The organism is Neoactinobaculum massilliense, assembly GCF_900604955.1.
In the GTDB taxonomy this organism is placed as follows: domain Bacteria; phylum Actinomycetota; class Actinomycetes; order Actinomycetales; family Actinomycetaceae; genus Neoactinobaculum; species Neoactinobaculum massilliense.
Genome location: NZ_UWPE01000001.1, coordinates 1121788 through 1144868 on the forward strand (window position 1 = coordinate 1121788; position 23081 = coordinate 1144868).

The 23081-nt window shown below is 62.9% G+C and carries 21 protein-coding genes; 8 read left to right on the plus strand and 13 right to left on the minus strand.

The features are described from left to right. Positions 1–5: 5 nt before the first annotated feature. Positions 6–818 (plus strand): thymidylate synthase, encoded by an 813-nt coding sequence (locus tag EIH27_RS04840; protein ID WP_420892138.1) that lies wholly within the window; start codon positions 6–8, stop codon positions 816–818. A 71-nt stretch (positions 819–889) separates the two neighbouring features. Beyond that, positions 890–1468 carry a dihydrofolate reductase gene (locus tag EIH27_RS04845; protein WP_124039798.1) on the plus strand — a complete coding sequence of 193 codons (579 nt, stop codon included), beginning with the start codon at positions 890–892 and terminating at the stop codon, positions 1466–1468. 45 nt (positions 1469–1513) lie between these two features. Here EIH27_RS04845 and EIH27_RS04850 read toward each other — a convergent pair whose 3' ends face one another. The 3 genes from EIH27_RS04850 to EIH27_RS04860 form a co-directional block, all read right to left on the minus strand. Continuing rightward, a complete protein-coding gene (locus EIH27_RS04850; protein WP_164461599.1) occupies positions 1514–2188 on the minus strand; it encodes an NAD(P)H-dependent oxidoreductase in 675 nt (224 codons plus the stop codon). Between the two features lie 160 nt (positions 2189–2348). Further along, positions 2349–3452, minus strand: a complete 1104-nt coding sequence (gene tal, locus EIH27_RS04855; protein ID WP_124039800.1) for a transaldolase — start codon at positions 3450–3452, stop codon at positions 2349–2351. Positions 3453–3596: 144 nt separating this feature from the next. After that, positions 3597–3989: an OsmC family protein gene (locus tag EIH27_RS04860; protein WP_164461600.1), complete on the minus strand. Its 393-nt coding sequence runs from the start codon at positions 3987–3989 to the stop codon at positions 3597–3599. A gap of 192 nt (positions 3990–4181) precedes the next feature. On the opposite strand from EIH27_RS04860, the gene EIH27_RS04865 reads away from it, so the two are divergent. After that, positions 4182–5822 carry a class I adenylate-forming enzyme family protein gene (locus EIH27_RS04865; RefSeq protein WP_124039802.1) on the plus strand — a complete coding sequence of 547 codons (1641 nt, stop codon included), beginning with the start codon at positions 4182–4184 and terminating at the stop codon, positions 5820–5822. A gap of 3 nt (positions 5823–5825) precedes the next feature. Here the strand turns inward: EIH27_RS04865 and lipA are convergent, their stop codons facing one another. Beyond that, positions 5826–6878, minus strand: a complete 1053-nt coding sequence (lipA, locus tag EIH27_RS04870) for a lipoyl synthase (protein WP_124039803.1) — start codon at positions 6876–6878, stop codon at positions 5826–5828. A gap of 20 nt (positions 6879–6898) precedes the next feature. After that, positions 6899–7666, minus strand: a complete 768-nt coding sequence (gene lipB / locus EIH27_RS04875; protein WP_124039804.1) for a lipoyl(octanoyl) transferase LipB — start codon at positions 7664–7666, stop codon at positions 6899–6901. 151 nt (positions 7667–7817) lie between these two features. On the opposite strand from lipB, the gene EIH27_RS04880 reads away from it, so the two are divergent. Next, positions 7818–8810, plus strand: a complete 993-nt coding sequence (locus tag EIH27_RS04880) for an alpha/beta hydrolase (RefSeq protein WP_124039805.1) — start codon at positions 7818–7820, stop codon at positions 8808–8810. 178 nt (positions 8811–8988) lie between these two features. Further along, positions 8989–9768, plus strand: coding sequence for an alpha/beta fold hydrolase (locus tag EIH27_RS04885; protein WP_164461601.1), 780 nt, complete (start codon positions 8989–8991; stop codon positions 9766–9768). A gap of 167 nt (positions 9769–9935) precedes the next feature. Here the strand turns inward: EIH27_RS04885 and EIH27_RS04890 are convergent, their stop codons facing one another. The 4 genes from EIH27_RS04890 to EIH27_RS04905 all read right to left on the minus strand — a co-directional run bounded on the left by EIH27_RS04890 (position 9936) and on the right by EIH27_RS04905 (position 15884). Continuing rightward, a complete protein-coding gene (locus tag EIH27_RS04890; RefSeq protein WP_277424096.1) occupies positions 9936–11447 on the minus strand; it encodes an MFS transporter in 1512 nt (503 codons plus the stop codon). Between the two features lie 478 nt (positions 11448–11925). Beyond that, positions 11926–12753: an anaerobic ribonucleoside-triphosphate reductase activating protein gene (gene nrdG / locus EIH27_RS04895; RefSeq protein ID WP_241152971.1), complete on the minus strand. Its 828-nt coding sequence runs from the start codon at positions 12751–12753 to the stop codon at positions 11926–11928. Next, positions 12722–14878: an anaerobic ribonucleoside-triphosphate reductase gene (gene nrdD / locus EIH27_RS04900; RefSeq protein ID WP_124039807.1), complete on the minus strand. Its 2157-nt coding sequence runs from the start codon at positions 14876–14878 to the stop codon at positions 12722–12724. Before nrdD ends, nrdG begins: the two co-directional genes overlap by 32 nt. Before the next feature lie 292 nt (positions 14879–15170). Beyond that, the gene (locus EIH27_RS04905; protein ID WP_124039808.1) at positions 15171–15884 is read right to left on the minus strand and encodes a 2,3-bisphosphoglycerate-dependent phosphoglycerate mutase; all 714 of its coding nucleotides are present in this window, start codon (positions 15882–15884) and stop codon (positions 15171–15173) included. A gap of 155 nt (positions 15885–16039) precedes the next feature. Here EIH27_RS04905 and EIH27_RS04910 point away from each other — a divergent pair, with 155 nt between their 5' ends. Beyond that, positions 16040–16987, plus strand: a complete 948-nt coding sequence (locus tag EIH27_RS04910; protein ID WP_124039809.1) for a lactate/malate family dehydrogenase — start codon at positions 16040–16042, stop codon at positions 16985–16987. Between the two features lie 70 nt (positions 16988–17057). Here the strand turns inward: EIH27_RS04910 and EIH27_RS04915 are convergent, their stop codons facing one another. From EIH27_RS04915 to EIH27_RS04925, 3 genes are read right to left on the minus strand one after another with little or no spacing between them, the layout of a single operon-like run. Next, positions 17058–17840: an ABC transporter ATP-binding protein gene (locus EIH27_RS04915; RefSeq protein WP_124039810.1), complete on the minus strand. Its 783-nt coding sequence runs from the start codon at positions 17838–17840 to the stop codon at positions 17058–17060. Beyond that, positions 17837–18898, minus strand: a complete 1062-nt coding sequence (locus EIH27_RS04920; protein ID WP_206424883.1) for a FecCD family ABC transporter permease — start codon at positions 18896–18898, stop codon at positions 17837–17839. The genes EIH27_RS04915 and EIH27_RS04920 overlap by 4 nt, the downstream gene beginning before the upstream one ends. After that, complete coding sequence (locus EIH27_RS04925; protein ID WP_124039811.1) at positions 18898–20001, minus strand: ABC transporter substrate-binding protein; 1104 nt, start codon at positions 19999–20001, stop codon at positions 18898–18900. Before EIH27_RS04925 ends, EIH27_RS04920 begins: the two co-directional genes overlap by 1 nt. Before the next feature lie 439 nt (positions 20002–20440). Here EIH27_RS04925 and EIH27_RS04930 point away from each other — a divergent pair, with 439 nt between their 5' ends. Further along, the gene (locus tag EIH27_RS04930) at positions 20441–21664 is read left to right on the plus strand and encodes a gamma-glutamylcyclotransferase family protein (RefSeq protein WP_164461602.1); all 1224 of its coding nucleotides are present in this window, start codon (positions 20441–20443) and stop codon (positions 21662–21664) included. Positions 21665–21677: 13 nt separating this feature from the next. Then, positions 21678–22346: a hypothetical protein gene (locus EIH27_RS04935; protein ID WP_124039813.1), complete on the plus strand. Its 669-nt coding sequence runs from the start codon at positions 21678–21680 to the stop codon at positions 22344–22346. 125 nt (positions 22347–22471) lie between these two features. Here the strand turns inward: EIH27_RS04935 and EIH27_RS04940 are convergent, their stop codons facing one another. Further along, positions 22472–22942 carry a hypothetical protein gene (locus EIH27_RS04940; RefSeq protein ID WP_124039814.1) on the minus strand — a complete coding sequence of 157 codons (471 nt, stop codon included), beginning with the start codon at positions 22940–22942 and terminating at the stop codon, positions 22472–22474. Positions 22943–23081: the final 139 nt, after the last annotated feature.

The following is a 23081-nucleotide window of genomic DNA, read 5'->3' on the forward strand; positions in this document are numbered from 1 at the left end:
GTAGGATGCGGAGCATGACGATCAACCGGCAGTACGAGGATCTTTTCCAGGACATCCTGGACAACGGGGCGCGTAAGGGCGACCGCACGGGCACCGGCACGCTCTCCGTGTTTGGGCGCCAGCTGCGCTACAACCTGGCGGACGGTTTCCCGCGCATCACCACCAAGTTCGTGCCCATGAAATCCGTCAAGGGCGAACTGCTGTGGTTCCTTTCGGGCGATACAAATATCGGTTGGCTGAAGGAGCACGGCATCTCCATTTGGGACGAGTGGGCGGATGCGGACGGCAACCTCGGACCGGTGTACGGGTACCAGTGGCGCAGCTGGCCCACCCCGAACGGTGAGCACATCGACCAGATCGCAAAGGTAGTGGAGCAGCTGAAGGAAACTCCGGATTCGCGACGGATCCTCGTGTCCGCGTGGAACGTAGCCGAGCTGGACAAGATGGCGCTCATGCCCTGCCACGTGCTCTTCCAGTTCTATGTGGCGGATGGCAAGCTCTCCTGCCAGCTGTACCAGCGCAGCGCGGACATGTTCCTGGGCGTGCCGTTCAACATCGCCTCCTACGCGCTCCTCACGCACATGGTGGCCCAGCAGGCAGGCCTGGAACCGGGCGAATTCATCTGGACCGGCGGGGACTGCCACATCTATCTCAACCACATCGAGCAGGTGAAAACCCAGCTTTCCCGCGAGGTATTCCCCTTCCCCACGCTCAAGCTGCACAGGGCGCCCTCCATCTTCGATTACCAGATGGATGACATTGACGCCTCCACCGGATACCAGCATGGAGAGAAGATTTCGGCGCCGGTGGCCGTATAGAGCCGGCTTTGGCCCGGTAATCGGGCGGCCGGGGCGATAGGTTCTACTGGAGAGCTCAGCAAGGAGGACGCATGCTCATCGGAATGATTTGGGCGGAGGCACACGATCACGCGATCGCCAAGGGACTTCGGCTTCCCTGGAGCATCCCGGAGGATCACCGTTTCTTCATGGAGACCGTGAAAGGGCGGCCCATTTTTATGGGACGACGCTCCTGGCAGTCCATGCGCGCCAGGCCGCTGCCCGGCTCACTCAATATCGTCATCACGAGCCAGCAGGATTTCGAGGCGCCGGGCGCCACGGTGGTGCATTCCTTCCCCGAGGCCCTAGAACTGGCCATGTCCACGGGTACAGACCTGGCGTGGGCCGGCGGCGGGGCCGGTATTTACACGGAAACACAGCCCATTGCGGACGTGGTGGTGCGCACCCTGATCGACGCCGATGTGGACGCAGACGTATTCGCCCCCGAGCTGGATGCACGTTGGCACCGGGTGACCGCCTACCCCGAGGGAACGGAATGGAACGTGTCCACCGCCGGCTTCCGGTATCGGTATGAGGTGCGAGCACGCGAGGGCGTCAAGCTTCCGAGTCACCTACTAGCCGATCAACCCGATGCGCACTTGACTATCCCTGCGCCCTGGCTGGCGCACTAACCGGGTTGGAACATTAGGCGGGTTGGCACACTGGGCGGTACTGGCTCAGGCACCGAATAGCTTCCGTCTAGCCGCCTCCGCCCCGCCCGCCGCGGGTGGTACGGGGGCTGCGTAGTCCTCGCCCTCCAGATATTCCTCGGGCGCACCGGCCAGCCAGCCGCCGCTAGCCCGCCCCTGAGTCACCGCGACTAATTCCGCTAGTTCGCGCGCTTCCCGGTCAATACGAAGCTCCAGCCGATGCCCAGCCCGCCCCACAAAGGCACCCGGCTCCCCACCCCAATCCGCGCGAGTGGCATAGATCGCCGTGGTGGCGAGCGAGGCACGCAGGAAGGTGAACATGGGGCGCAGGGCGCTTTCCAGCACCAGTGCATGGCGCAGCGATCCGCCCGTGGCGCCCAGGCCCACCGGCTTACCCTGCAGGGTTTCCTTCGGCACCAGATCCATGAAGGTGGTGAAAATGCCCGAGGGCTGCGCATTGTAGATGGGCGCCACCGCCACGATGGCCGCGGCCGCGTCCAGCGCGTCAAATTGCTCCTCCAGCTCGGCGCTAGTTTGTCCCGTCGCGAGGGCGCGGGCCGTCGCCTCCGCCGTGGCGCCGAGGCTGAGAAGGTGCAGTTCGGCATCAAGATAATGCGCCGCCCGCTCACCGAGAGCTCGTGCCAGGTGTGCCGCCTCGGAGTGCTGAGAAAGACCGCCAGAAATTGCCACCAGAGTTGTCATGATGCACGCCACCCTACCGGCCACGTCCCCTGTGCAGAAGCCGAGGTGCAACTGCCGCCCGAATGGCGTCGAACGTGACCCGACCGGCATCGCGACCCAAAGGCGCGGCACAAAAATGCGGCGCCCACATAGGACGCCGCACTCTCAAGCCAGCCGGCTACTAGTCCTGCCCAATGGCCTTGGCCACAGACTCCTGCAGCTCATGCCAGGACACGATGAACTTGTCCACACCCTCGCGCTCGAGCTGGTCGGTGACGTCGGCGAAATCAATGCCCACCTTCTCCAGGCCGTCAAACACGGCGTGCGCGTCGGCAAAGTGCGGAGTCACCTGATCGCCGTCCACCGGGGCGTGATCGAAGGTGGCTTCGAGGGTCTTGCCGGGCATGGTGTTGACCGTGCCGGGAGCCACCAGATCCGTGACATACATGGTGTCCGGGTAGGCCGGGTTCTTCACGCCCGTCGATGCCCACAGCGGCCGCTGCAGGTTCGCGCCCGCGGCAAGCAGCGCCTTTGCGCGGTCCGTGGCGAACTGCTGCTGGTAAAGCTCGTAGGCGAGGCGCGCATTGGCCACACCCGCCTTGCCGCGCAGCTCCAGCGCTTCTGGCGTACCGATCGCCTCGAGACGCTTATCCACCTCCGTGTCCACGCGGGACACAAAGAAGGAGGCAACGGAGTGAATCTTAGAGATATCCACGCCGTAGCCCTGAGCCTTCTCCAGACCGGAAAGGTAGGCGTCGATTACCTCCGCGTAGCGCTCCAGGGAGAAAATGAGCGTCACGTTGACGGAAATACCCTCGGAAATTGCCTGTGTGATGGCCGGGAGGCCTTCTTTTGTAGCCGGAATCTTGATAAGGATGTTCTCCTTATCCACCTGATTCCACAGCTCGTGCGCCTGCGAAGCCGTCGCGTCAGTGTCATGCGCGAGCTCCGGGGAGACCTCAATGGACACGCGGCCATCCTTGCCATTCGTGGCATCGAAGATGGGCTTGAATACGTCCGCCGCGTTCCGCACGTCCTCCGTAATAAACGCAAATGCAGCCGCGTCCCCCTTGGCGCCGCTCGCGATAACCTGGGCGGCCTGCTCCGCGTAGGCCGTGCCGTCCGAAAGCGCCTTGGCAAAAATGGTGGGGTTCGTGGTAACACCGGACACGTTGCGGTCCGAAATGTAGGCGGCGAGGCCACCCGACGTGATGAGATCCCGCGAGAGGTCATCGAGCCAGATGCTCACTCCCTCTTCTACGAGGCGCTCGGTTGGTGTGCTCATCAATTCCCTCTTTCAATCGAATTCGTCCGCGATCGATTTGAGCCTACCCGGTACCCCTGGGCTAAACCTGGGGCGTTCGTTCCGTGAACACCGGCCACGCACGTGACGCTGAGCGCACGTGAAACAGGCCGCTGGGACGCGGAGCTACTTGAGGGTGAAGGTGTGCTCCACGCCGTGATCAAGGGTGCGGCCCACGGTGCACTGCCGTTCAATTGCATGCGCCACGCGATGCTCCAACTTCTCCTGGCGATCCTCCGGCAGCTGCCCCCGGTTCACGTCCAGCGTGATCGCGAGTGCGTCATAGCGATTTTCCGCGGCATTCTTGTCCTCCTGCACCGTTAGTTCCGCGGCGAAGGAATCAGAGAGGAAGTGGCTGAGATTGTGATCCGCGGAGAGCGCCTGGCAGGCTCCGAGGGCTAACTGGAGCAATTCGCCCGGCGTGAACTCGCCCTCGCCGTGACCGATCCGTACTGAAGCGCCGTTTTCGTTTCGCCCGATGTAGGTGCCCTTGCCCGTACGCGTTGCGTGTACCGTCATGTTTTTCTCCTCCTTGACCGTCGATGGCCGTCGACCTCTCATTCTCTCATTGGCCGACGGATTCTGGATGGGTAAAACGCACGTGCTCTCCAATCATTCCCGGTGGCACACATTCCCGGTGGCACACGGCGACACTGCTGGTGAGGTGTTGTCGGCATCGGCTGGACTATTCCGCCGCCTACACTGGCATTCGTGATAACGCCACCACCGCAAAACCTCGGAGAAGCACGCGTGAATCCCGCGGAAACATTGGACCTAGCGGCTATTGCACATCCGGACCGCCCCTCCATCCGTTTCGAGGGCGCTGTGCTCACGGTGGCCGAATCGGCTCGCCTCACCCGCCAGGCGGCCGAAGCACTCGTGGCCGCCGGCGTCCGGGCCGGGGACCGCGTCATGCTGGTAGCGCACAATTCCCCCGCTCACCTGCTCCTCCATGTGGCATGCGCACGCCTCGGCGCTATCTTTACCCCGATTTCCTACCGCTACACGGCGCCCGAACTGGCCCGCCTCCGCGCCTTCCTCGCCCCGCGCGTGGTCATTGCCGATCCCGCATCGGCGCATCTCCTTTCTCCCGCCGGTTTTGTACTGGAGCATTTTTCCGACCGCTCCGCGCCCTTCGACCACTCCGCGCCCTTGGACCACACGGTGCCCTTACCCGGCGTCACATCCTTACCCGGCGCCACACCGTTCGCCCGCGCAACGAAGGCGGGCTGGCGCACACTCGGCGTGGCGCATTACCCGGGCGCCCTGCAGGTGGCGGGCGATGCACCGGATGGGGCGCCCGCATTTACGCATGGGGACGCTGCTCTGCTACTCACCTCGGGATCGGCCGGCACGCCGAAAGCTGCGTTACTCACGCATGAACAACTGTGGTGGGGCTCGCAAAACCTGCGCTGGGGGTTCCACTATTCGCCGGCGGACACCGAGCTGGTGACCGCACCGCTCTCTCACATTGGTGGCCTCAATGGCACCACGCTCGACATCTTTGCCCACGGCGGTTGCGTAGTAGTGGTTCGCGATTTTGATGCCGGCGTGGTGGTGGACCAGTTGGCACGCTCACGTGCAGCGATCATGTTTGCTGTCCCCACCATGTACGAAGCGCTGCTGGCTCGCCCGGACTTCACCGCCGCGTACCTTCCTGCCTTCCGTCTCCCGCTGGTAGGCGGGGCCGCCGTACACCCCCGCCTGCTCGCTGCGCTCACCGAACGGGGTTTTCATCCGATCAACGTGTATGGCATGACGGAGACGTCCTCAAGCATCGCCCTGCTTCCGCCCTCGTTTCCAGCCTCGAAGCGCGGCGCCCTGGGAATTCCGTTCCCCTTCGTTCAGGTGCGTCTCGTGGATCCGGACTCCGGTCAGCCCTCCGACGCCGGTGAGGTCCAGGTGTGCGGCCCCAGCGTGGTGAATGGATACTGGCACGATCCGGCCACCACCGCTAGCTCCTTCATAGACGGCTGGCTGCGCACAGGCGATCTCGCCCACCGGGACATCGATGGGGTGTACTGGTCGGATGGGCGCATGGGCAATCAGATCAATACCGGCGGCGAAAAGGTAAGCCCCGAGGAGGTTGAGGAAGCGCTGGCCGGATTCCCGGGCATGGCGGCGTGCGCCGTGACCGGGATCGACGATCCGCTCTGGGGGCAGCGGGTGGCGCTGGTGGCCGTCATGCAGCCGGGTGCCGCTGCCCCCGCGCTCGGCACCCTCCGCGCCTACGCTGCCCGTACCGTGGCGAACTATAAGCTGCCGCAGGCGTGCGTCGTCGTCGACCACCTACCGCTCAACGCCAACGGTAAGGTGAACCGGAAGGCGCTGCCGGCGCTCTTCTCCCACTAGAGCCTACGCGTTTGCCGGCTTCTTGCCTTCGCGCTCGAGGATGGAGCTAGCCTCCTGCCGAGCAAACCCGGCATTCCGCGCCGCCTGCCCGATGGCCCGCAGGTTCTCCGGAATCTCCAGTCCCTTGTGCTTCATGGCACGTGCCCACAGCCACCCCGACCGGTAGGAGGAACGCACCAGCGGCCCGGCCATGACGCCCGCGAAGCCCATCTCGTAGCCAATCTTGGCGAGCTTAACGAATTCCTCTGGCTTCACCCACCGATCGATGGGGTGGTGAAGCGGGGAGGGGCGCAGGTACTGGGTGATGGTGAGGATGTCGCACTTGTGGTCGCGTAGATCCTGCATGGAATCCACCACCTCATCAAAGGTCTCCCCCATGCCCAGAATGAAATTGGACTTGGTGATGAGGCCGGCCTCAGAGGCCTTCTCAATGAGCTCCAGGGAGCGCTCATAGCGGAAAGCCGGGCGAATCTTCTTGTAGATGCGCGGCACCGTCTCGAGGTTGTGCGCAAGCACCTCGGGGCGCGAATCGAATACCTGCTGCAGCGCCGCATCCCCACCGCGCATATCGTCAATGAGCAGCTCCACGCCCGTGTTGGGCGACTGCTCATGAATGAGACGGCAGGTTTCGGCGTAGAGCCAGGAGGCGCCATCCGGTAGATCATCACGAGTCACGCCCGTGACGGTGACATAGTTGAGGCCCATTTGCTTCACCGAATTAGCCACGCGCCGCGGCTCATCGGTGTCATAGGAGGTGGGCTTACCCGTTTTAATGAAGCAGAAATCGCACCGGCGCGTGCACACGTCCCCGCCCAGCAGATAGGACGCCTCTCGATCCTCCCAGCACTCGTACACGTTCGGGCAGTGCGCCTCCACGCATACCGTGTGCAGGTCCGCGCCGTTCATGCGCGAACGCATATCCAGATACTCCTTGCCCACCGTCATGGTGGTTTTCAGCCAGGCGGGCTTGTCGTGTTCAATCGGTGTTTCAGCGTTGCGCTTCTCCACGCGCAACAGCTTCCGCTTCGAGGGGTCTACGCGTTCCGGAACCGGCATCTTCGCTCCTTTTCTTCCCTTTACTTGTTGCGGCTTACCCACAGGCTGCCCGTGCGCGGTGGGAGTTTGAGTTCCTCGGGGTCTGCTTGGAGGCGCGTCCACAGCGCGTCCGCATCCGCCACGCTGTACGACGCTGCCTCGCTCACGGACTGGTCCGCTCCCGTAAAGGGAAGGTAGGCCCGCACCAGGTGGGGAACCAGCAGCCGGGCCGCCCCGTTAAGAGACATTGTGTGGCCTAGTTCCTCCAGCGAGGTGACACCGGCATCCGGCAGGCCGCAGGGTACGACGGCGCCAAACGCGCTCAGGTTTGTGGTCACGTTGTAGGCCATACCGTGCATGGACGTGTGATCGGCAAACTTCATGCCGATGGCGCATAGTTTGCGGTCCATCTGCCCTGGCTGGCGGTACCACACGCCCACACGGTGCATCACGATTTCCGTGTGGATACCAAGCGTGGCCGTAGCGTCAATGAGGGCATACTCCGTGGCCTTAATCCAGGCCACGATATCCACCTGTCCCGGCACACGCACAATCGGATAGATAATCAGCTGACCTGGACCGTGGTACGTCACGGATCCGCCGCGATCCACGCTCACGGCGGGTACCGAGCGATCCGGGATATCCTCCGGTTCCGTATTGCGCCCCGCCGTGTAAACCGGTTGCGCCTGCCATACCACCAGGGAATCATCCGTACGGCCCGCCGCTACCTCATTGTGAAGAAGCCGCTGGAAATGATCCATCTCCAGGTAGGGCAGGGGCCCGCGTCCAAGAAGATTTACCAACTGCATGTAATAAGGCTAGAAGTCTTACGAACACAAATTACGCAATAATGTTTGCCCGCAATTCGTCACAGGGGCTGTTCCATCGCAGCTGCTGGTACCTATCGCGTTCAATCCCATCGGGCGGGTCGGTACCATTACCCCGTACGAGAGGAGCCTCATGGCACATGTAATCGAGTATCCGGCCGGCACCGATGTGCGGGGCGAGGATATTACCGTTCGGCAGGTAATCTCCTACGGGACGGTCATCTACCGTCAGTTCGTCACCCCGTCCTGGCCCCGGCAACTCCGCATGCACATCGTGGCTCCCAACGAGAAAGGGCCGCACCCCGCCATCATCTATTTCACCGGCGGCTCCTTTATGCGCTCCAACTTCTTTAATTTCACACAGCAGCGCACGGCCCTGGCGCAGGCCGGTTTTGTCACCGCGTCCGCGGAGTACTCCACCGTTCCCCACCCCTTCCCCGCACTGATGGAGGACGCGAAGGCTGCCGTCGCCTACCTGCGCGCACACGCCGCCGAGCTCTACATTGACCCGGACCGTATCGTGGCGGTGGGTGATAGCGCCGGCGGGCTCATTACCCAGCTCCTGGTAACCACCAGTGGGACGGACCGGTTTGTCCCTGCCACTATCGCAGCAGCAGACACGCGCGTTACCGCCGGCGTATCTCTGTTCGGGGTGTCCTACCTGGCGCCACAACAGCTAATCGCCGCTGCACGCGCTCAAAGCAACCTTGATCTGGCGGGCCCCGCGGCACAGTTCCCGGCAGCCCTCGCTGCCATGCCGCCCTCCCTCGCCGCGATCGCGCGGGGGTTCCTCCAGGGTACCGATGAGCCCCGCACCAATGAGGACACCCTGCGGGCGGCATTGGAGGCCTCGGCGATGTACCACGTTCATGCTGGTGAACCGCCGCTCTACCTCCTCCACGGCGGCGAGGATTCACTGGTTCCGCCCGCCCAATCCGTGGACATGTACGCCGCCGGACTCGAGGTTGGCGCGGACGTGCGGCTGCGCATCCTGCCCGGCGCCGAACACGGCACCGTGGACTGGTATCAGCCCGGCGTGATCCGGGAGCTAGTGGAGTGGTGTGCCGCTCAGACCGGGTGGGACACGGCCTACGATCCGGCCCATGCACCCGAGCGAATTCGGTAGGGCGCAGGACGGCACCCCCACCAAGCCGCACCTATTACTCCGCGTGCACGGCGGCGTCGCCCACCCCACCAAACTTGTCAGACGAATCGCACCTTTTGGCGAGAATTCCAGGCTCCCGCCCGGTAGAATTGGGCCGTCAACCAACGATGGTTGGAAAATTCAAAACGTGGGAGCCACAATGCTCAATTTCTCTCTGTGCGGTGAAGGGGATCAATTCCTCGCATTCCTGCACGGTATTTCCGGTAGTTCCATTTGGTGGGCGGACACCATCCGCTCACTCCAGGCAGATTTCCGTATTGCGGCACTGGACTCGCTGGGACACGGCCTCTCTCCTCGCCTGACGGACGAGGACACCAAGGATGTATTCGGCGCCTCCTACCAGGCCGCCCTCACCACCTTGAAACCACTGATCGCAAAATTTGGCCCCGCCCTGCTCGTGGCCCATTCCATGGGCGGCGCCATTGCGTCCTACATTGCCTGGAAGCACCCGGAGCTGGTGCGCGGCCTGGTGCTCGCCGAACCCGCCTGGCTGGATGATGAGCAAAGGCAGCTCTTCCTTGACAGCGTGCCCGATTCGCGCGTGCGCACACAGGAATGGGCGGAAAACATCGAGGGCGCCATCCACGAGAATCAGGCAAAGCGCCCGCACTGGACCCAAAACCAGCACATTACGTGGGCATACGGTCAGGAAAACATTGACCCGCGCATGATCGCCGGCGTGGTGAGCTTTGCGGAGCCGTGGCAGGACGTGGTGGGTGGACTGACGGTTCCCACTACCGTGGTCACCTCCGACGGCGCGGACTGCCTGCTCGGTCCCTCGCGCGCCGCAGAGATCCGCGAGCTTGGAAATCCCAACGTGAAGGTGGCCTTCTTCGAGGGCGGCTCGCATGCGACCGTTCCGGATAACCCGGCTTTCTTTGAAACTCAGGTACGCAATATGGCCGATACGCTGAAGTAGTTTTCTCGCGCATAATGCCCTGCGCGGTTCGTTCCCGAACCGCGCAGGGCATTTTTACATCCCAGCAACTGCGGCACTCCCACCGCAACGTCGCACTACCGCGAGCTCCGGCGTCGTCCCATAAAAATGTGGGGCCCATACGGACCCCACATTTCACCGGAAACTAACTACGCGTTTTCGGCAGCGGCGCGGGCAGCCTGCGCCTTGACCTCCTCGGCCACGTTGGTGATGTCATGGTCAGCCCAATCCTGCTCACGTACTTCCTCGGGCCGCGTCCAGGAGAGCACGCGGGCGGGCAGGTTCACAGCCAGCGAGATCACCACGATAACGGTGAATAGCGTGACGATGGTGAAGATGGTCCAGCCAAGTCCCAGACCCATCGGCTGGAACACGGAGGCCTCGAGAGCCAGCACCAGCACCGGAGCAACAGCACCGCCGAGCGAACCAACGTTGAGCATGAAGCCAACGCCCGCGTTGCGATCCGAGGTCGGGAAGTAGTACCCGAGGTACTTCGGCATCACCGCGTTGGTGGCGATGAACAGTTCGTAAAGCAGCAGGAACACGATGAAGATGAGCATCCACACGCCACCCTGGGCCATGCGGTCATGGTTCACAATGAACACCGGCGCGAACACCACGATAGAGCAGGTGAGGCCAACCAGCGCGGACTTGCGGGAGCCCCAGCGGTCGCCCAGGAAGCCCACCACGATGCAGCCAATTACCTGGCCAATCCAGAACACTGAGGTGAGGTTCGCCATCATGCCCGTATCCACCTTGAGGTCAGTGGTGAGGTACGTGGACCAGAGTGCCTGCATCGGGCCACCGATGAGGTTGCAGCACAGCACCAGGAAGATGATGGCCATGCCCAGCGGCCAGCGACGCTTCATGAACTGAACGGTGAAGGAAATAATGGTGGCAAACACAAACACCCAGAAGAACCCGATCACCCAGCCGTTGAGGCTCGACTGGCCGAGGAACACGGAGATGAGCATCACGATGGATACCAGCGTGCACACCAGGTTGATGATCGCGCGACGCGGGCTCTTGCGGTAAAGCACGGTGAGCATGTCCACCGGCGCCTTGTAGTTCGGATCCTTCTTAGCGATCTCTTCCTGCGCGGCACGCATGGACACGTAGTCATCAGCCTCGGAGATGGAGCGCCGCATCCACAGCGCGAGGATCACCGGAAGAATGCCGATGGCGAAGAAGATGCGCCAGGCGTGCGGCTCAAGCGCGGTGCCCTGCACCAGGTACTCGACCAGCTTGTATACCTGTGCGGTTACCGCACCACCGAAGGAGAAGCCGGCCACCACGAAGGCCACCGCCTTGTTGCGGTACTGCTTGGGCCAGGTCTCCTGAATGTAGGTGGTGGAGGAGGAGTATTCACCGGCCATGCCCAGGCCAATGAAGAGGCGGGCGGCGAATAGCACCCAGAAGGCCGGCGCCAGCGCGCACACGAACGTGCCGACGGCGTACAGCAGAATCGAGGTCACCATGGATACCTTGCGACCCCAGCGATCACCGATGGCACCGAACATCATGCCGCCGAACCAGCGCGTGCAGTAGGCAGCGGAGATGAGGGTGGCGGACAGAATGACCGGGATACCGAAATCTGCGGCGATGGGCACCAGCAGCAGGTTCGCCATATTGAAATCGAAGCCGTCCAGGAAGTAGCCGATAAACGCGGCTCAGAATGACTTCCATTGATCATGATTAATGTTCTTATACCAGGGCTTCGCTGTGCCCGGCGAGGCGACAACCGCTTCCTTCATGGATTCTCTTTCTCTGTACACCGGGGCAACGCCGCCCATCGGTGAGGTTCTTGGTTTTGCGTGAATCACGCTTGGTCCAGCTAGGCCGGACACGCAAGTTTTGTTCGACGCCGAACGCCTCGGGCTTCCCTGCCCGAACTATGCGAGTTGCGCCGCACCACCAATTACCGCGGATGATTGAAAATTGTTACATCGAGGGAGAGGCGGCGGTGCACGGCAAAGGTTCCGGTATACCGGAACCCCTCTGCACACGGCCGCGATTTCATCGTTGAAACCCTCTCCAACCACCTGCTCATCAGTTATCTGATGGACTTACTGGTGTGAGTATACGACGCCGATATGGGAACGCCGCCCCCAAAGGTCCGATGTGTGTGGCGTCACATCGTTAGCGGTACTGACCGTTTTTCCACAGCCGCACGGCACCCGCCGCAAGGGAGGCCGGAACGTCAATAATGCGCTGATTCGACGAGCCGCGGAAGGCCAGGTCCGAATCATAGAGAGCGCGCACAAACGGCCCGTCCACCAGCACGTCGATCATGCCCAGCAGTTCGCGCTTGTCCGCTGTGTCCTCCAGAAGTTGCTCGAACGTGTACCCGGACCACGCCCATACATCCTTGTGCGAGCCAAACTCGTGGCGTAGCCGGCGGGCGAGTGCGAGGCATACATCCGTGTTAAGGAACGGTTCCCCACCCACAAGCGTGAGGCCCTGCACGTAGCTTTGTGCCAGGTCCGCCATGATGCGATCCTCTAGTTCCGCCGTGTAGGGGTGACCGTAGCGGAAGGATTGAGCCGCCTTGTTGTAGCACCCGGGGCACCGGAACGGGCAGCCGGACACGTAGAGGGAGCAGCGCACCCCCTCCCCGTCCACGAAATTAAAGGGTTTGTAGTCCGCCACGAAACGCTGAGTGAGGCTTTGTCCCCACGCGCCCGGTGAAGGCTGGCGAATGCCGGCACGCCGGGTGAAGGTGCGCTGGACCTCCGTGAGGCGCGGTCCATCCGTGTCAGCCCAGCCGGCCAGGGCGCGCCGCCACTCGGCCGCGTCTGGAGCGTCGGCCGGCACGGCATCCGCGCCCGCTGATACCGAGGTTTGATCCGGCCGCGCGTCCGCGGCGATCGCCTCCGCGGTGGCGTCCGGCACGGCCCGTCCGGTCCGGGCTTCTACCTCCAGGCGTTTCACCGCGTTACCGGGTAGGTCCGTCCATATGCTTGACACGCGAGGCAATTTCCACGTGCCGTCCGTGCACCATGGGCCGCTTCATGGGGTTGCCAAGATAGCCGCAGGTGCGCTTGACGCAATCGCAGGTTTCCGGGTCATCGTTGCCGCATTCGGGGCAGCGGAAACCCTCCGCGGTGGCCTCAAATTCGCCCTGGAACCCGCACTTGTAGCAGTGGTCAATCGGGGTGTTCGTGCCAAGGTAGGCGATCTTGTCATACGCGTAGTCCCACACGGCCTCAAGCGCCTTGGTATTGTGCGTCAGCTTGGGATACTCGCAGTAGTGAATGAACCCTCCCTTCGTGTACGGCTCATATTCGCTCTCGAAATCGAGCTTTTCGAAGGGCGTGACCTTCTTCCGAACGTCATAGTGGTAGGAGTTCGTGTAGTAGTCCTTATCCGTGACATCCGGAATGGCACCGAACTTTGCCCGGTCTAGCCGGCAGAAGCGGTCCGTGAGCGATTCCGAGGGGGTGGCGTACACGCTGAACCAGTACGGATATTCCTCGCGCCACTGATCCGCATAGGCGGAAAGCCTGCGCACAATATCCACGGTGAATGCTTTCGCCTCCGGGTTGTGCTCCCAGGCCGGGCCGAAAAAGCAGGTGGCCGCCTCATAAAGGCCAATGTAGCCAATAGACACGGTGGCGCGGTGATCGCGGAAGAATGGGGTGACGTCCTCACTGCCCTCCGGTGCGCGCTTGCCGAAGGCACCGTACTTGTAGAGGATCGGCGCATTCTCGGGGTGGGCATCTTCGCAGCGGCGGGCGCGAAATACCAGCGCTTCCTTGACGATCTGCATGCGCTCATCGAAGATTTTCCAGAAGCGTTCCCGGCTGCCGCGAGCCTCGATGGCGATGCGCGGCACGTTCAGGGTGACGACGCCGAGGTTGTTGCGCCCTGCATTCACGGCCTCGCCCGTTTCCGGATCCACCCATTTTGGCAGGAAGGAGCGGCAGCCCATGGGCGCCTTGTAGTCACCCTCAACTTCGGTGAGGCGATCATAGGAGAGCACGTCCGGGTACATGCGCTTGGTGGAGCATTCAAGAGCGAGCTGCTTGATGTCGTAGTTCGGATCCTCGGGGTCCATGTTGACGCCGCGGCGCAGGCCGAATACCAGCTTCGGGAAAATGGCCGTGTGATGGTCTTTGCCTAGGCCTGCAATGCGTACCTCGAAGATGGCGCGCTGGATCTCGCGCTCGATCGGGCTGGTGCCCATGCCGAAGCCCAGGGTGACGAAGGGGGTTTGACCGTTCGAGGAGTAAAGCGTGTTGATCTCATACTCAAGGGACTGCATGGCATCGTGGATGTCCTTGCGGGTTTTTGCCCACGCGTAGTCCTTACGGCGGGCGGGTTCCACCCACTCCTCGGCGTCCTTCATGTGCTTGCTGTAGTTGATCTCCGCATAGGGGGCCAGCACCTCGTCGGTACGGTCCACCGTGCACCCGCCATATTGGGTGGAGGCCACATTTGCGATGATCTGGGCAATCTGTGCGGTAGCTGTGTTGATAGACCGCGGGGACTCCACGCGCGCGTTACCAATCTGGAAACCATCCCGAAGCATGCCGGCCACGTCAATGAGGCAGCAATTGGTCATGGCCTGGAACGGAGAGTAGTCCAGATCATGGAAGTGAATGTCGCCCTTGAGGTGCGCGTTGGCCACAGCCGGCGGAAGCAAGTTCTTTAGCGCGTAGGCGCGGGCCACGGAGCCGGCGGTCAGGTCACGCTGGGTGTTGAAAACGGTGGAATCCTTGTTCGCGTTCTCATGCACCACGGTCTGATCCCGGCTCATCAGCTTGTCCAAAGCGGCGGACACGTCCATGGCGCGGGCGCGATCCACATCACGGTCGTGCCGGTACTCGATATAGGCACGAGCCACCTCCGGGTGAGAGGACGCCATGAGGGCATTTTCCACCGCCGTTTGAATGGCAGGAATGTCCATTTCCTCCCCATGGAGGCTCTCTACCGCCTGCTGGGTGATGGCGTCCACGAAGTCCTGGTCCTCCAGGCCGCAGTCATTGACAGCGAGGCCAATGGCCGTGCGAATCTTCTGCGCATCGAACGCCGCGCGGTGTCCATCACGCTTAATGACGGTGACAGGAATAGTTGCAACTTCACCCAACATGTTGTGCCTCCCAGAACGACAGACACAACATATAGGGGCGGCGCCGGGGCGCCCCTGGGTCTTTCGTCCCAGCCCGCAGCATGGTCCGCGTACTGACGCCAAAACACCTCGTTCTCTGTGGTGAAGCTATCCGGCGCGTCTCGAAACGCGGCCACGACCGGCGTGTCACCGTCTCGGAACGGGATGATCTCTCCACCGCTTACCCGTCGCTCGCAACCTTTCATTCAACGGCGATCACGTCTAGGCGCTCACTCCCCTCGATAAAAGCGGACAGCCACGTCAATGCCGGCGTCTACTCCAGCCCCGAGTCCGGAACCTCATCCCCCAGAAACGTGACGGACTGGGGACGAAGCGTGGCGTCGTCGAGCGTGAATACCAGCGGCACCCCGGTGGGAACGTTCACGGAACGAATATCCCTATCGGAGATGCGATCGATGTACTTGAGGAGTGCGCGAAGCGAATTGCCGTGACCAACGATCAGCACACGGCGGCCCGCACGGAGACGCGGCTCAATGCTCGTATGCCAGTACGGAATCTCGCGATCATACACATCGACCAGAGCCTCGGAGCGCGGTACATGCTCACCCGCGTAGCGGGCATCATGTGAAGGATCGAAGGGAGAACCGGACTCAATGACCGGTGGCCGCACGGAGTAGGAGCGTCGCCACGTGAAGAACCGCTCCTCCCCGAATTCTCGGCGAATATCCTCCTTATTCTTCCCCTGCAGTGCCCCGTAGTGGCGTTCATTGAGACGCCAGGATCGCTCCACCGGGATCCATAGCCGCCCGGCCTCATCGAGGGCGACATCCGCTGTCTCCGTGGCGCGCCGCAGCAGCGAGGTAAACACAACGTCCGGGAGTACGCCCGCCTCCCGTAGCAGTTGCCCCGCACGGCGCGATTGCTGGAAGCCTCGCCGGGATAGCGGAACATCCACCCAGCCCGTGAAACGGTTCTGGGCACTCCATATGCTCTCGCCATGACGAAGCAGAATCAGCGTGCGGCTCACCGGGCCATTCTTTCACCGCACGGATGGCACTCGGTGGTGCTAGAGGACTACCGCCCCGATGGCCGCCATGTGGACCTATTTCTGACGCCACTACTCAAACGCCGTACCGTGAAACCACTCGCAGCCCGCGAGCGCATAGGAGGAAAGGAATGGACATGGCTGTTGCGCCAAAAATCGGCATTATTGGGCTGGGTCACGTGGGGGCACACGTGGCCAATGCGGTGCTGTGGCAGGGGCTGGCCGCCGAGCTGTACCTCTGCGACGTGCGGGCGGACAAACTAGCCGCGGAGACCAATGATCTTCAGGACGCCATGGCGTTCTATCCCCACAGTGCTCGCGTGTGCTCGGTGGGTGATCGCTACGAGGCGCTGGCCGAATGCGACATTATTGTCAACGCCGCCGGCTTCATTGAGAAGGCCGCGGAGAGCCGTGACGGCGAACTGTTTGCCACCACGGATGCGGCGCGCACCTTCGCCGCGCGCATCGCCCAGGCCGGGTTCGACGGCGTGTGGCTCACCATCTCCAATCCTTGCGACGTGGTGGCCACCGCACTGTGGCACCTGGGCGGTTTTGATCCCGCACGCATCGTCGGAAGCGGCACCGCGCTTGATTCGGCGCGCTTCCAGCACGCGCTGGCCGCCGCCACCGGTTTTGACCCTGATTCCATCACCGCCTACATGCTCGGCGAACACGGTGCTAGCCAGTTCGCGCTGTGGAGCCATGCGCGCTTCGGCGCCCTTACCGCGGCGGAGATTGAGGCGGCCGGCGTCACCACCTTTGATCGCCCCGCGCTGGAGGATGCGGCCCGCGGTGGTGGATACGTGACGATGGCCGGAAAGCACTGTACCGAATACTCCGTTTCCAACGCGGCCGTCACGCTACTGCGCGCGATCGTCTATGACACGAAGACGCTTCTCCCCTGCTCCACGCTTCTCACCGGCCAGTACGGACAAAGCGGGCACTTCATTTCACTGCCCTGCATTGTGGGCAAGAACGGCGTGGAGCGCGTATTTACGCCGGAGCTGGATCCCGGTGAGGCGACGGCGTTCGCAGCTTCCTGCCAGCACGTCCAGGAGAATATCGCCAAGCTCTCCTGGTGGTAGAGCACCGGCCCGTCTACGGCGTAGGTATCTCACACCGGACGCAAGCACGGCGGCGTCGTGCCAGGGCGCGCTACACCACGGGGGTGCAGGAGAGAATGGTGCGGCCGCCGGGACCCATCACACTGGTCATCGCCACGCGCACACCGTAGGCCTCCTCCAGGTGCGCGGGGGTGACGACCTCGCGCGCGCTGCCGACCACCACGCGGTGACCGGGCTTGAGGAGGACACCGCGGGCATCAAGGGCCAGCAGATGGTTGGGGTTGTGCGTGGTCATGAGGATGCCCTTGCCCTCGGCGGCGAGACTGCGCAGGGCCCGCAGTACGCGCACCTGGTTACCGTAGTCGAGCGCGGAGGTGGGCTCGTCCAGTAGCAGATAGCGGGAGGATTGGGCAAGCGCGCGAGCAATAAGGACCATCTGCCATTCTCCACCTGACAGCTGGGTGAGGACACGGTCTCGCAGGGCGCTTACACCCAACCGGGTGAGCGCGGCGTCGGCGAGGCGGTAATCCTCCGCGGAGGGCTGGGATCCGCGTCCCATGTGCACCATCCGGCCCATCACCACCGCGTCCCGCACGGTGAACGCGAAGGGGGCACGCCGATCCTGCGGCACGTAAGCCACGCGGCGCGCGAAGGCACGGGTGGAGAGGTGGCGCGCCGGGGTACCGTCAACGGTGATAGCGCCGCCCAGCGCGGGCAGGCTCCCCAGTACGGTACGAAAAAGCGTAGTTTTTCCGACGCCGTTGGGGCCGAGGAGGCACACAAGCTCGCCGGGGTGGACGGTGAAGGTGATACCGGAGGCGACGGGCGCGCCGTGGTGGTAGCCAACGGCGAGATCTTGAATTTCAATACTCATGCGAGCTCCCGCCTGGATGCGTAGAGCATCCACAGGAATACGGGAGCACCCACCAGCGCGGTGAGCACTGAAATTGGCAGCTCCGTGGGGGCGTTGCGCGCGAAGGCGTCCGCCAGCACCATGAAGGCGGCCCCGGCTACGAAAGAATTGGGCAGCAGGCCACGGAAATTCGCGCCGCCTGCCACGCGCACCAGGTGCGGGATAACCAGGCCCACCCATCCCACCACGCCGCACAGTGCCACGGACACGGAGGTGAGCAGCGTGGCGCAGAAGATGACCGTCCACTTGACGGCCGTTACGTTGACGCCGAGGGAGCGGGCCTGCTCCTCGCCAAAGCTCACCACGTTGAGTTGCCACCGCACGGCCAGCAGCGGCACCATCGCCGCCACCATGATGAGCGCCACCACGCCGAGCGTCCGATAGTCCGAGCTGCGGGCGAATGAGCCCATGAGCCAGTAGGTGATGGCCGGAAGCTGGTCGTCGGTATCCGCAAAATACTTGAGCAGCGTGATGATGGCCTGGAACACGGCCGTCACCACTACGCCGGAGAGCACCAGCACCAGGAGGCGTCCGCTCCCGCCCGCCACCGCGCGGCTAATGCCGGTGACAATGGCGATGGCCACCAGGCCGGCTAGGAATGCCAGCACCTGGGTGACGCCCGTGGACATGTGGAAGAAGATGCCGATCACGGCACCGACGCAGGCACCCGCTGAAACACCCAGAATGTCCGGACTCACCAGGGGGTTGCGGAATAGGCCCTGGTAGGCGGCGCCGGACACCGCCAGGCCCGCCCCCACCAGCGTGGCCAGAATGATGCGCGGCAAACGCACCTGCAGCAGGATGGTGGGTGCGGGTGAGCCGGCCTGACCGGCCACCAGCTGCCTCAACGCATGCCACACCTCACCGGGCGTCATCGCATAGTGCCCGGTCGAAAACGAGAGCAGCAGGGCCGCCACCCACACCGCCACGCACGCCAAGAACACCAGCCGCTCGCGACGGCGGGTGGAAGGCAGGCGACGGCTCTCCGGTTCGGCGTCGGCCCCGGCCTGCGCCTCCACTACTTTGCCGCCTGCTTCACCTGCTGACCGACAAAGATCTGCGCGGCCTCATCATCGGACAGCGTGTAGCCGTACCACCGCTCCCAGAAGTCCTTGACGGCCGCAATCTTGTCATAGCTACCCACGGCCTCCGGATAGATCTCCGCCACCAGCCACATGGGCATGAGGGCACCCTCGCCGGAGCGCACCCGCCACAGGTAGGCGCCGTACGGGGTGACCAGCACGTGGCCCGCACGTACCGCATCCAGTTGCGAAAGCGCCGGATCCGCCTCTACGGCCTTTTTTGAGGCAGGGTCCGAGGCCAAAATCCAGTCCGGGTTCAGCTGGACGATCTTCTCCGTATTAATGGACACGGTTTTCCCGCTGCCGGGTATATCCGCGGCCGCATTGGTGAGGCCGGCCGCCTCAAAGTACTCCTGGCTAATATCCGATTTATTCGTGGTGGCGTATGCGCCCTCCTGGTAGGCCACCACCATGATGGATTGCCGGTCGGTGAGGGAGGCGGTGGCCTTCGTTGCCTGATCCAGCTGTCCCTTCCAGTAGTCCGCGAACTGCTGCGCCCGCTCGGGGGCCTGGCCACCCAGAATATTGCCGATGATGATAGCCGCATTCGCCAGGTCCTTTACCGTACCCATCTTATTAATAGGTACAAAGGAAATACCGGCCGCCTTGAGCTGCGCTTGCTGATCCGCGGAGATCACCGACTCCGGCCCGAACACTACCTGCGTGCCCGAGGCCACCAGGTCCTCCACGTTATCCACCGCGTAGCCCTTTGGGTTGGACTTTTCGTAGGCCGGGAGGAATTTGCGGAAGGCACCATTGATCTGAGCATCCTGCGCCGCGGTGATGACGGGCTGGTCTCCCGCCACAATCTGCGTCAGCTCTGCAAATGCGCCGATCGCGGGCGCCACCCTGGTGACCTGCGCGGGAATCTCTACCGGGTTCCCGTTGCCGTCCTCTACGGTCCGGGTGGCCCCGGCCGCGCTAGTGGACGACGTCGCGTTCGTGGACGACGCCGCCTGCCCCGCCTCCCCCGCGCACGCGGTCACGGTGCCCGCAAGTAGAACCGCTAGAAGCGCCGTTATCAGCCGCTTGATTTTCATACCGCCTCCGTTTACTGCGTGAGGTCACGCGTGGACATGATGAGTCCCCATCCTAGTAGCACGATTCTGCGATTACTATCCGTTATTTTTTCCGCATTATCGAGGATATTTCATCCCCTTTCCCGCACTTTCGACGCCCATGCAATTACGCCGTGGACGGGTTGGGCAACCGCCCGGACGGATTGGCCAGCCATATCCATATCGCATGGCAGCGAGCCTGCACGCGCGGGATAGCCCAACGGCATGCTTGGAGCCACCTGCACGGCATCAAGCGAACCCGCGCGCAGGACAGCCTTCCGCTATCGGTCCGGTATTAGGGCCTATGTTCGGCGCATACTTGTCAGACCAAGCACACCGGACCACGGTTTATCCTCAGAAAATTAAGCTGACCATCAGTACAGTGTGCTATATGCACCGTCCACGGAAAGGTACCTCGGTCATGACAAAGCGACGGGAATACGGCCTCATCGGCATACTTGCTTTTCTTCTAGCGCTACCACTGACCTTGGCGCCGGCCGCTGCTCATGCGGCTGTGTCCTGCACGAGTACGGATTCGTGCCTGTTTTATTTAAATAATTCGTGGCAGGGTGGCAAGGCGGATATTGGGTTCGTGTTTGGCCGGCCCACGGACACGCCCGTGAGCGGTGACTGGAACGGGGACGGGACGGACACGATCGGTGTTCACCGCTCCAACATGTACTACCTCCGCGAAGCAAATAGCGGCGGCACTCCCGCCCATACCTTTGCCTACGGGCGTACCACGGACGCCCCGATTATTGGCGACTGGGATGGGAATAATACGGACACGCTCGCAGTCCGCCGCGGCAACATCTACCACTTCAAAAACTCTCTCGCCGGCGGCCAAGCTGACCACGTCACCGCTTACGGTAAAACCGGTGATGAAGTCTTCGTGGGTGACTGGGACGGGAACGGCAAGGACACCCTCACCGTGCGACGCGGGAACCTGTTCTACGTGAAAAACTCCCTGGCCGGCGGCCAAGCCGACCGCGTCTTCGCCTACGGCAAGCCCGGCGACGAGATCCTCGTGGGTGACTGGGACGGGAACGGCAAGGACACCCTCACCGTGCGACGCGGGAACGCGTGGCATATCCGTAACGATCTCGCCGGAGGTCCGGCCCAGCAGGTCATCGTCTACGGGCGCGCCAAGGACCACGCCCTGGTAGGTGACTGGGACGGGAACGGGACAGACACGCCAGGCGTGTTCCGCGGCTACGTGACCCCGGCCGCCCCGGCGTACCGCACCCCGGTCATGGTGTACGGGACGCTCCGGACCGGCGAACAGGCCTACTACATTGTGTCGGGCACCTACGCTGCGAAGCGTACGGCCCGCGCCCTAGACCTAGACCTGTGGGTCACCAAGCATCCCTTCTACCGGGCCTGGCCCTGGGCAATGCCCGGCAAAGGCGGTCTGACCGGGGAGAACCTCTACTTCTCCAACGCCACCTATAACTACCAGGTATCCCGCATGGACCGGTGGGAAGGCTATGTGCCCGGCGGGAAACCCTCCTCCATGAACTACATCCGCGAACTCCACCCCACCAACCTCGGTAACGCCTACGTGTATGTGGCCACCCCGTGGCGGCAAGCCCAGGTGCGGCAAAACGGCACCCGCGTCCCCTCCGGCGATTTCGCCCGCTACTAAATAAGGAACACCCATGAAGAACACCACTCGCTTCCTCGCAGTCATCCCACTCCTTGCACTTGCCGCCTGCTCCACCAGCGCAGCCGGCGACGCCGAACCCACCCCGCTCCCGGTCGCCTCCGCCGCACCCACCACGGCTACCACTGGAGACGCGACCATCGGAAGCGAAGGGACGCCGGACGCTTCGGCGTCGGCCACCGGTATCCCCACCGCCCCCACCGGCGACGTGGACGCGACCATCGGCCAGCAGGTCGGGCTCGTGGATTCGGAGGGCGCCTCCCAGTTCGGCCTCACCCTCACCGGGATTTCCTTCCCCACCACCTGTGCTTCTCGCCTTGCCGACGGCACCACCCATACCTCGGAAAACGGGCATTTCCTGGTCGCGGATATCGATGCGACCATGGCCACCACCTACACGCACCACACCACCGGGGAGGATCAGCCCTTCCTCACCCTCGACACAGACGCCTGGTACATCGCCGACACCAACGGTGTACTACAGGACAACGTCAACACGGTCAGCGCTTACGGCTGCTACCCCACCGGGCAGCGCATCACCCCATTCATCAACCCCGGCGAACACGTCACCGGGAAAGTAGTCCTCGACACCAACCTCACCCACGGCTACCTCATCTACAACCCCTGGGGCGTCACCGGCTCCGGCTGGCGCTGGACATTCTAAAAACAACGCCACGCGGAGGGCTTGACTGGGACGCTGCTGCACGGACGACGTCGTACGGGGCGTTTCAGCGCGAGGCGCGGGAGCGAGTGGCACCGTCCGGGGTGCGAGCCCGAGCGCGTGCGGTGCTAGATCATGAACTCGAACAGATAGAACATGCCGGTGGCGGAGCTGCGGGCAACCACGAGGTCACCGGCCTCGGAATGTACGGATCGGTAGGAGAAGTGCGCGTTGCCAGCCGCGGCTTCGCGCGCGTCCGCCCCGTCGATCTGAAGGGTGGTGAGCACCCCGCGGATGGTTTCCTGTTCTTGAGCACTGGGGTGCCCCGCGGAAAACTGCGCAGGATCCAGGATGGTTGCTGCACTGTCGGAATCTTTCGGCACCGATACGGCCACATACCGGTAGCCATCACCCATCGGTGAGGACTCGGACGCACTGGATTCAACCTGCGCGCCATCCGGGAACGTTACATCCCATGTATCTGAGGCCACACGCAGCGGAGACCCCGCATTAATAATCGACACCGCGATCGTTACCGCGAGCGCCACGGCGATAACAATCAGCCCCGCAATCAACACGCGTTTCCATGAGACCTTCATCTTGACTCCTCAACAGTGTCTCGAATCAGCTTCCCTTCCGCGAGATCAACGCGGAATAGGTTCCCCGACTATGCTGCCGTGATCCACCACGTAGATGTAATCAGTCTCGCGCAAACTGGATAAAGGAAACGCGCAATCA

Excerpts from the sequence above, each read along its gene's own strand:
- EIH27_RS04840 (WP_420892138.1), top strand. The coding sequence starts at position 6 with ATGCGGAGCATGACGATCAACCGGCAGTACGAGGATCTTTTCCAGGAC.
- EIH27_RS04845 (WP_124039798.1), top strand. The coding sequence starts at position 890 with ATGCTCATCGGAATGATTTGGGCGGAGGCACACGATCACGCGATCGCC.
- EIH27_RS04850 (WP_164461599.1), bottom strand. The coding sequence starts at position 2,188 with ATGACAACTCTGGTGGCAATTTCTGGCGGTCTTTCTCAGCACTCCGAG.
- tal (WP_124039800.1), bottom strand. The coding sequence starts at position 3,452 with ATGAGCACACCAACCGAGCGCCTCGTAGAAGAGGGAGTGAGCATCTGG.
- EIH27_RS04860 (WP_164461600.1), bottom strand. The coding sequence starts at position 3,989 with ATGACGGTACACGCAACGCGTACGGGCAAGGGCACCTACATCGGGCGA.
- lipA (WP_124039803.1), bottom strand. The coding sequence starts at position 6,878 with ATGCCGGTTCCGGAACGCGTAGACCCCTCGAAGCGGAAGCTGTTGCGC.
- lipB (WP_124039804.1), bottom strand. The coding sequence starts at position 7,666 with ATGCAGTTGGTAAATCTTCTTGGACGCGGGCCCCTGCCCTACCTGGAG.
- EIH27_RS04880 (WP_124039805.1), top strand. The coding sequence starts at position 7,818 with ATGGCACATGTAATCGAGTATCCGGCCGGCACCGATGTGCGGGGCGAG.
- EIH27_RS04885 (WP_164461601.1), top strand. The coding sequence starts at position 8,989 with ATGCTCAATTTCTCTCTGTGCGGTGAAGGGGATCAATTCCTCGCATTC.
- nrdD (WP_124039807.1), bottom strand. The coding sequence starts at position 14,878 with ATGTTGGGTGAAGTTGCAACTATTCCTGTCACCGTCATTAAGCGTGAT.
- EIH27_RS04910 (WP_124039809.1), top strand. The coding sequence starts at position 16,040 with ATGGCTGTTGCGCCAAAAATCGGCATTATTGGGCTGGGTCACGTGGGG.
- EIH27_RS04915 (WP_124039810.1), bottom strand. The coding sequence starts at position 17,840 with ATGAGTATTGAAATTCAAGATCTCGCCGTTGGCTACCACCACGGCGCG.
- EIH27_RS04925 (WP_124039811.1), bottom strand. The coding sequence starts at position 20,001 with ATGAAAATCAAGCGGCTGATAACGGCGCTTCTAGCGGTTCTACTTGCG.
- EIH27_RS04930 (WP_164461602.1), top strand. The coding sequence starts at position 20,441 with ATGACAAAGCGACGGGAATACGGCCTCATCGGCATACTTGCTTTTCTT.
- EIH27_RS04935 (WP_124039813.1), top strand. The coding sequence starts at position 21,678 with ATGAAGAACACCACTCGCTTCCTCGCAGTCATCCCACTCCTTGCACTT.
- EIH27_RS04940 (WP_124039814.1), bottom strand. The coding sequence starts at position 22,942 with ATGAAGGTCTCATGGAAACGCGTGTTGATTGCGGGGCTGATTGTTATC.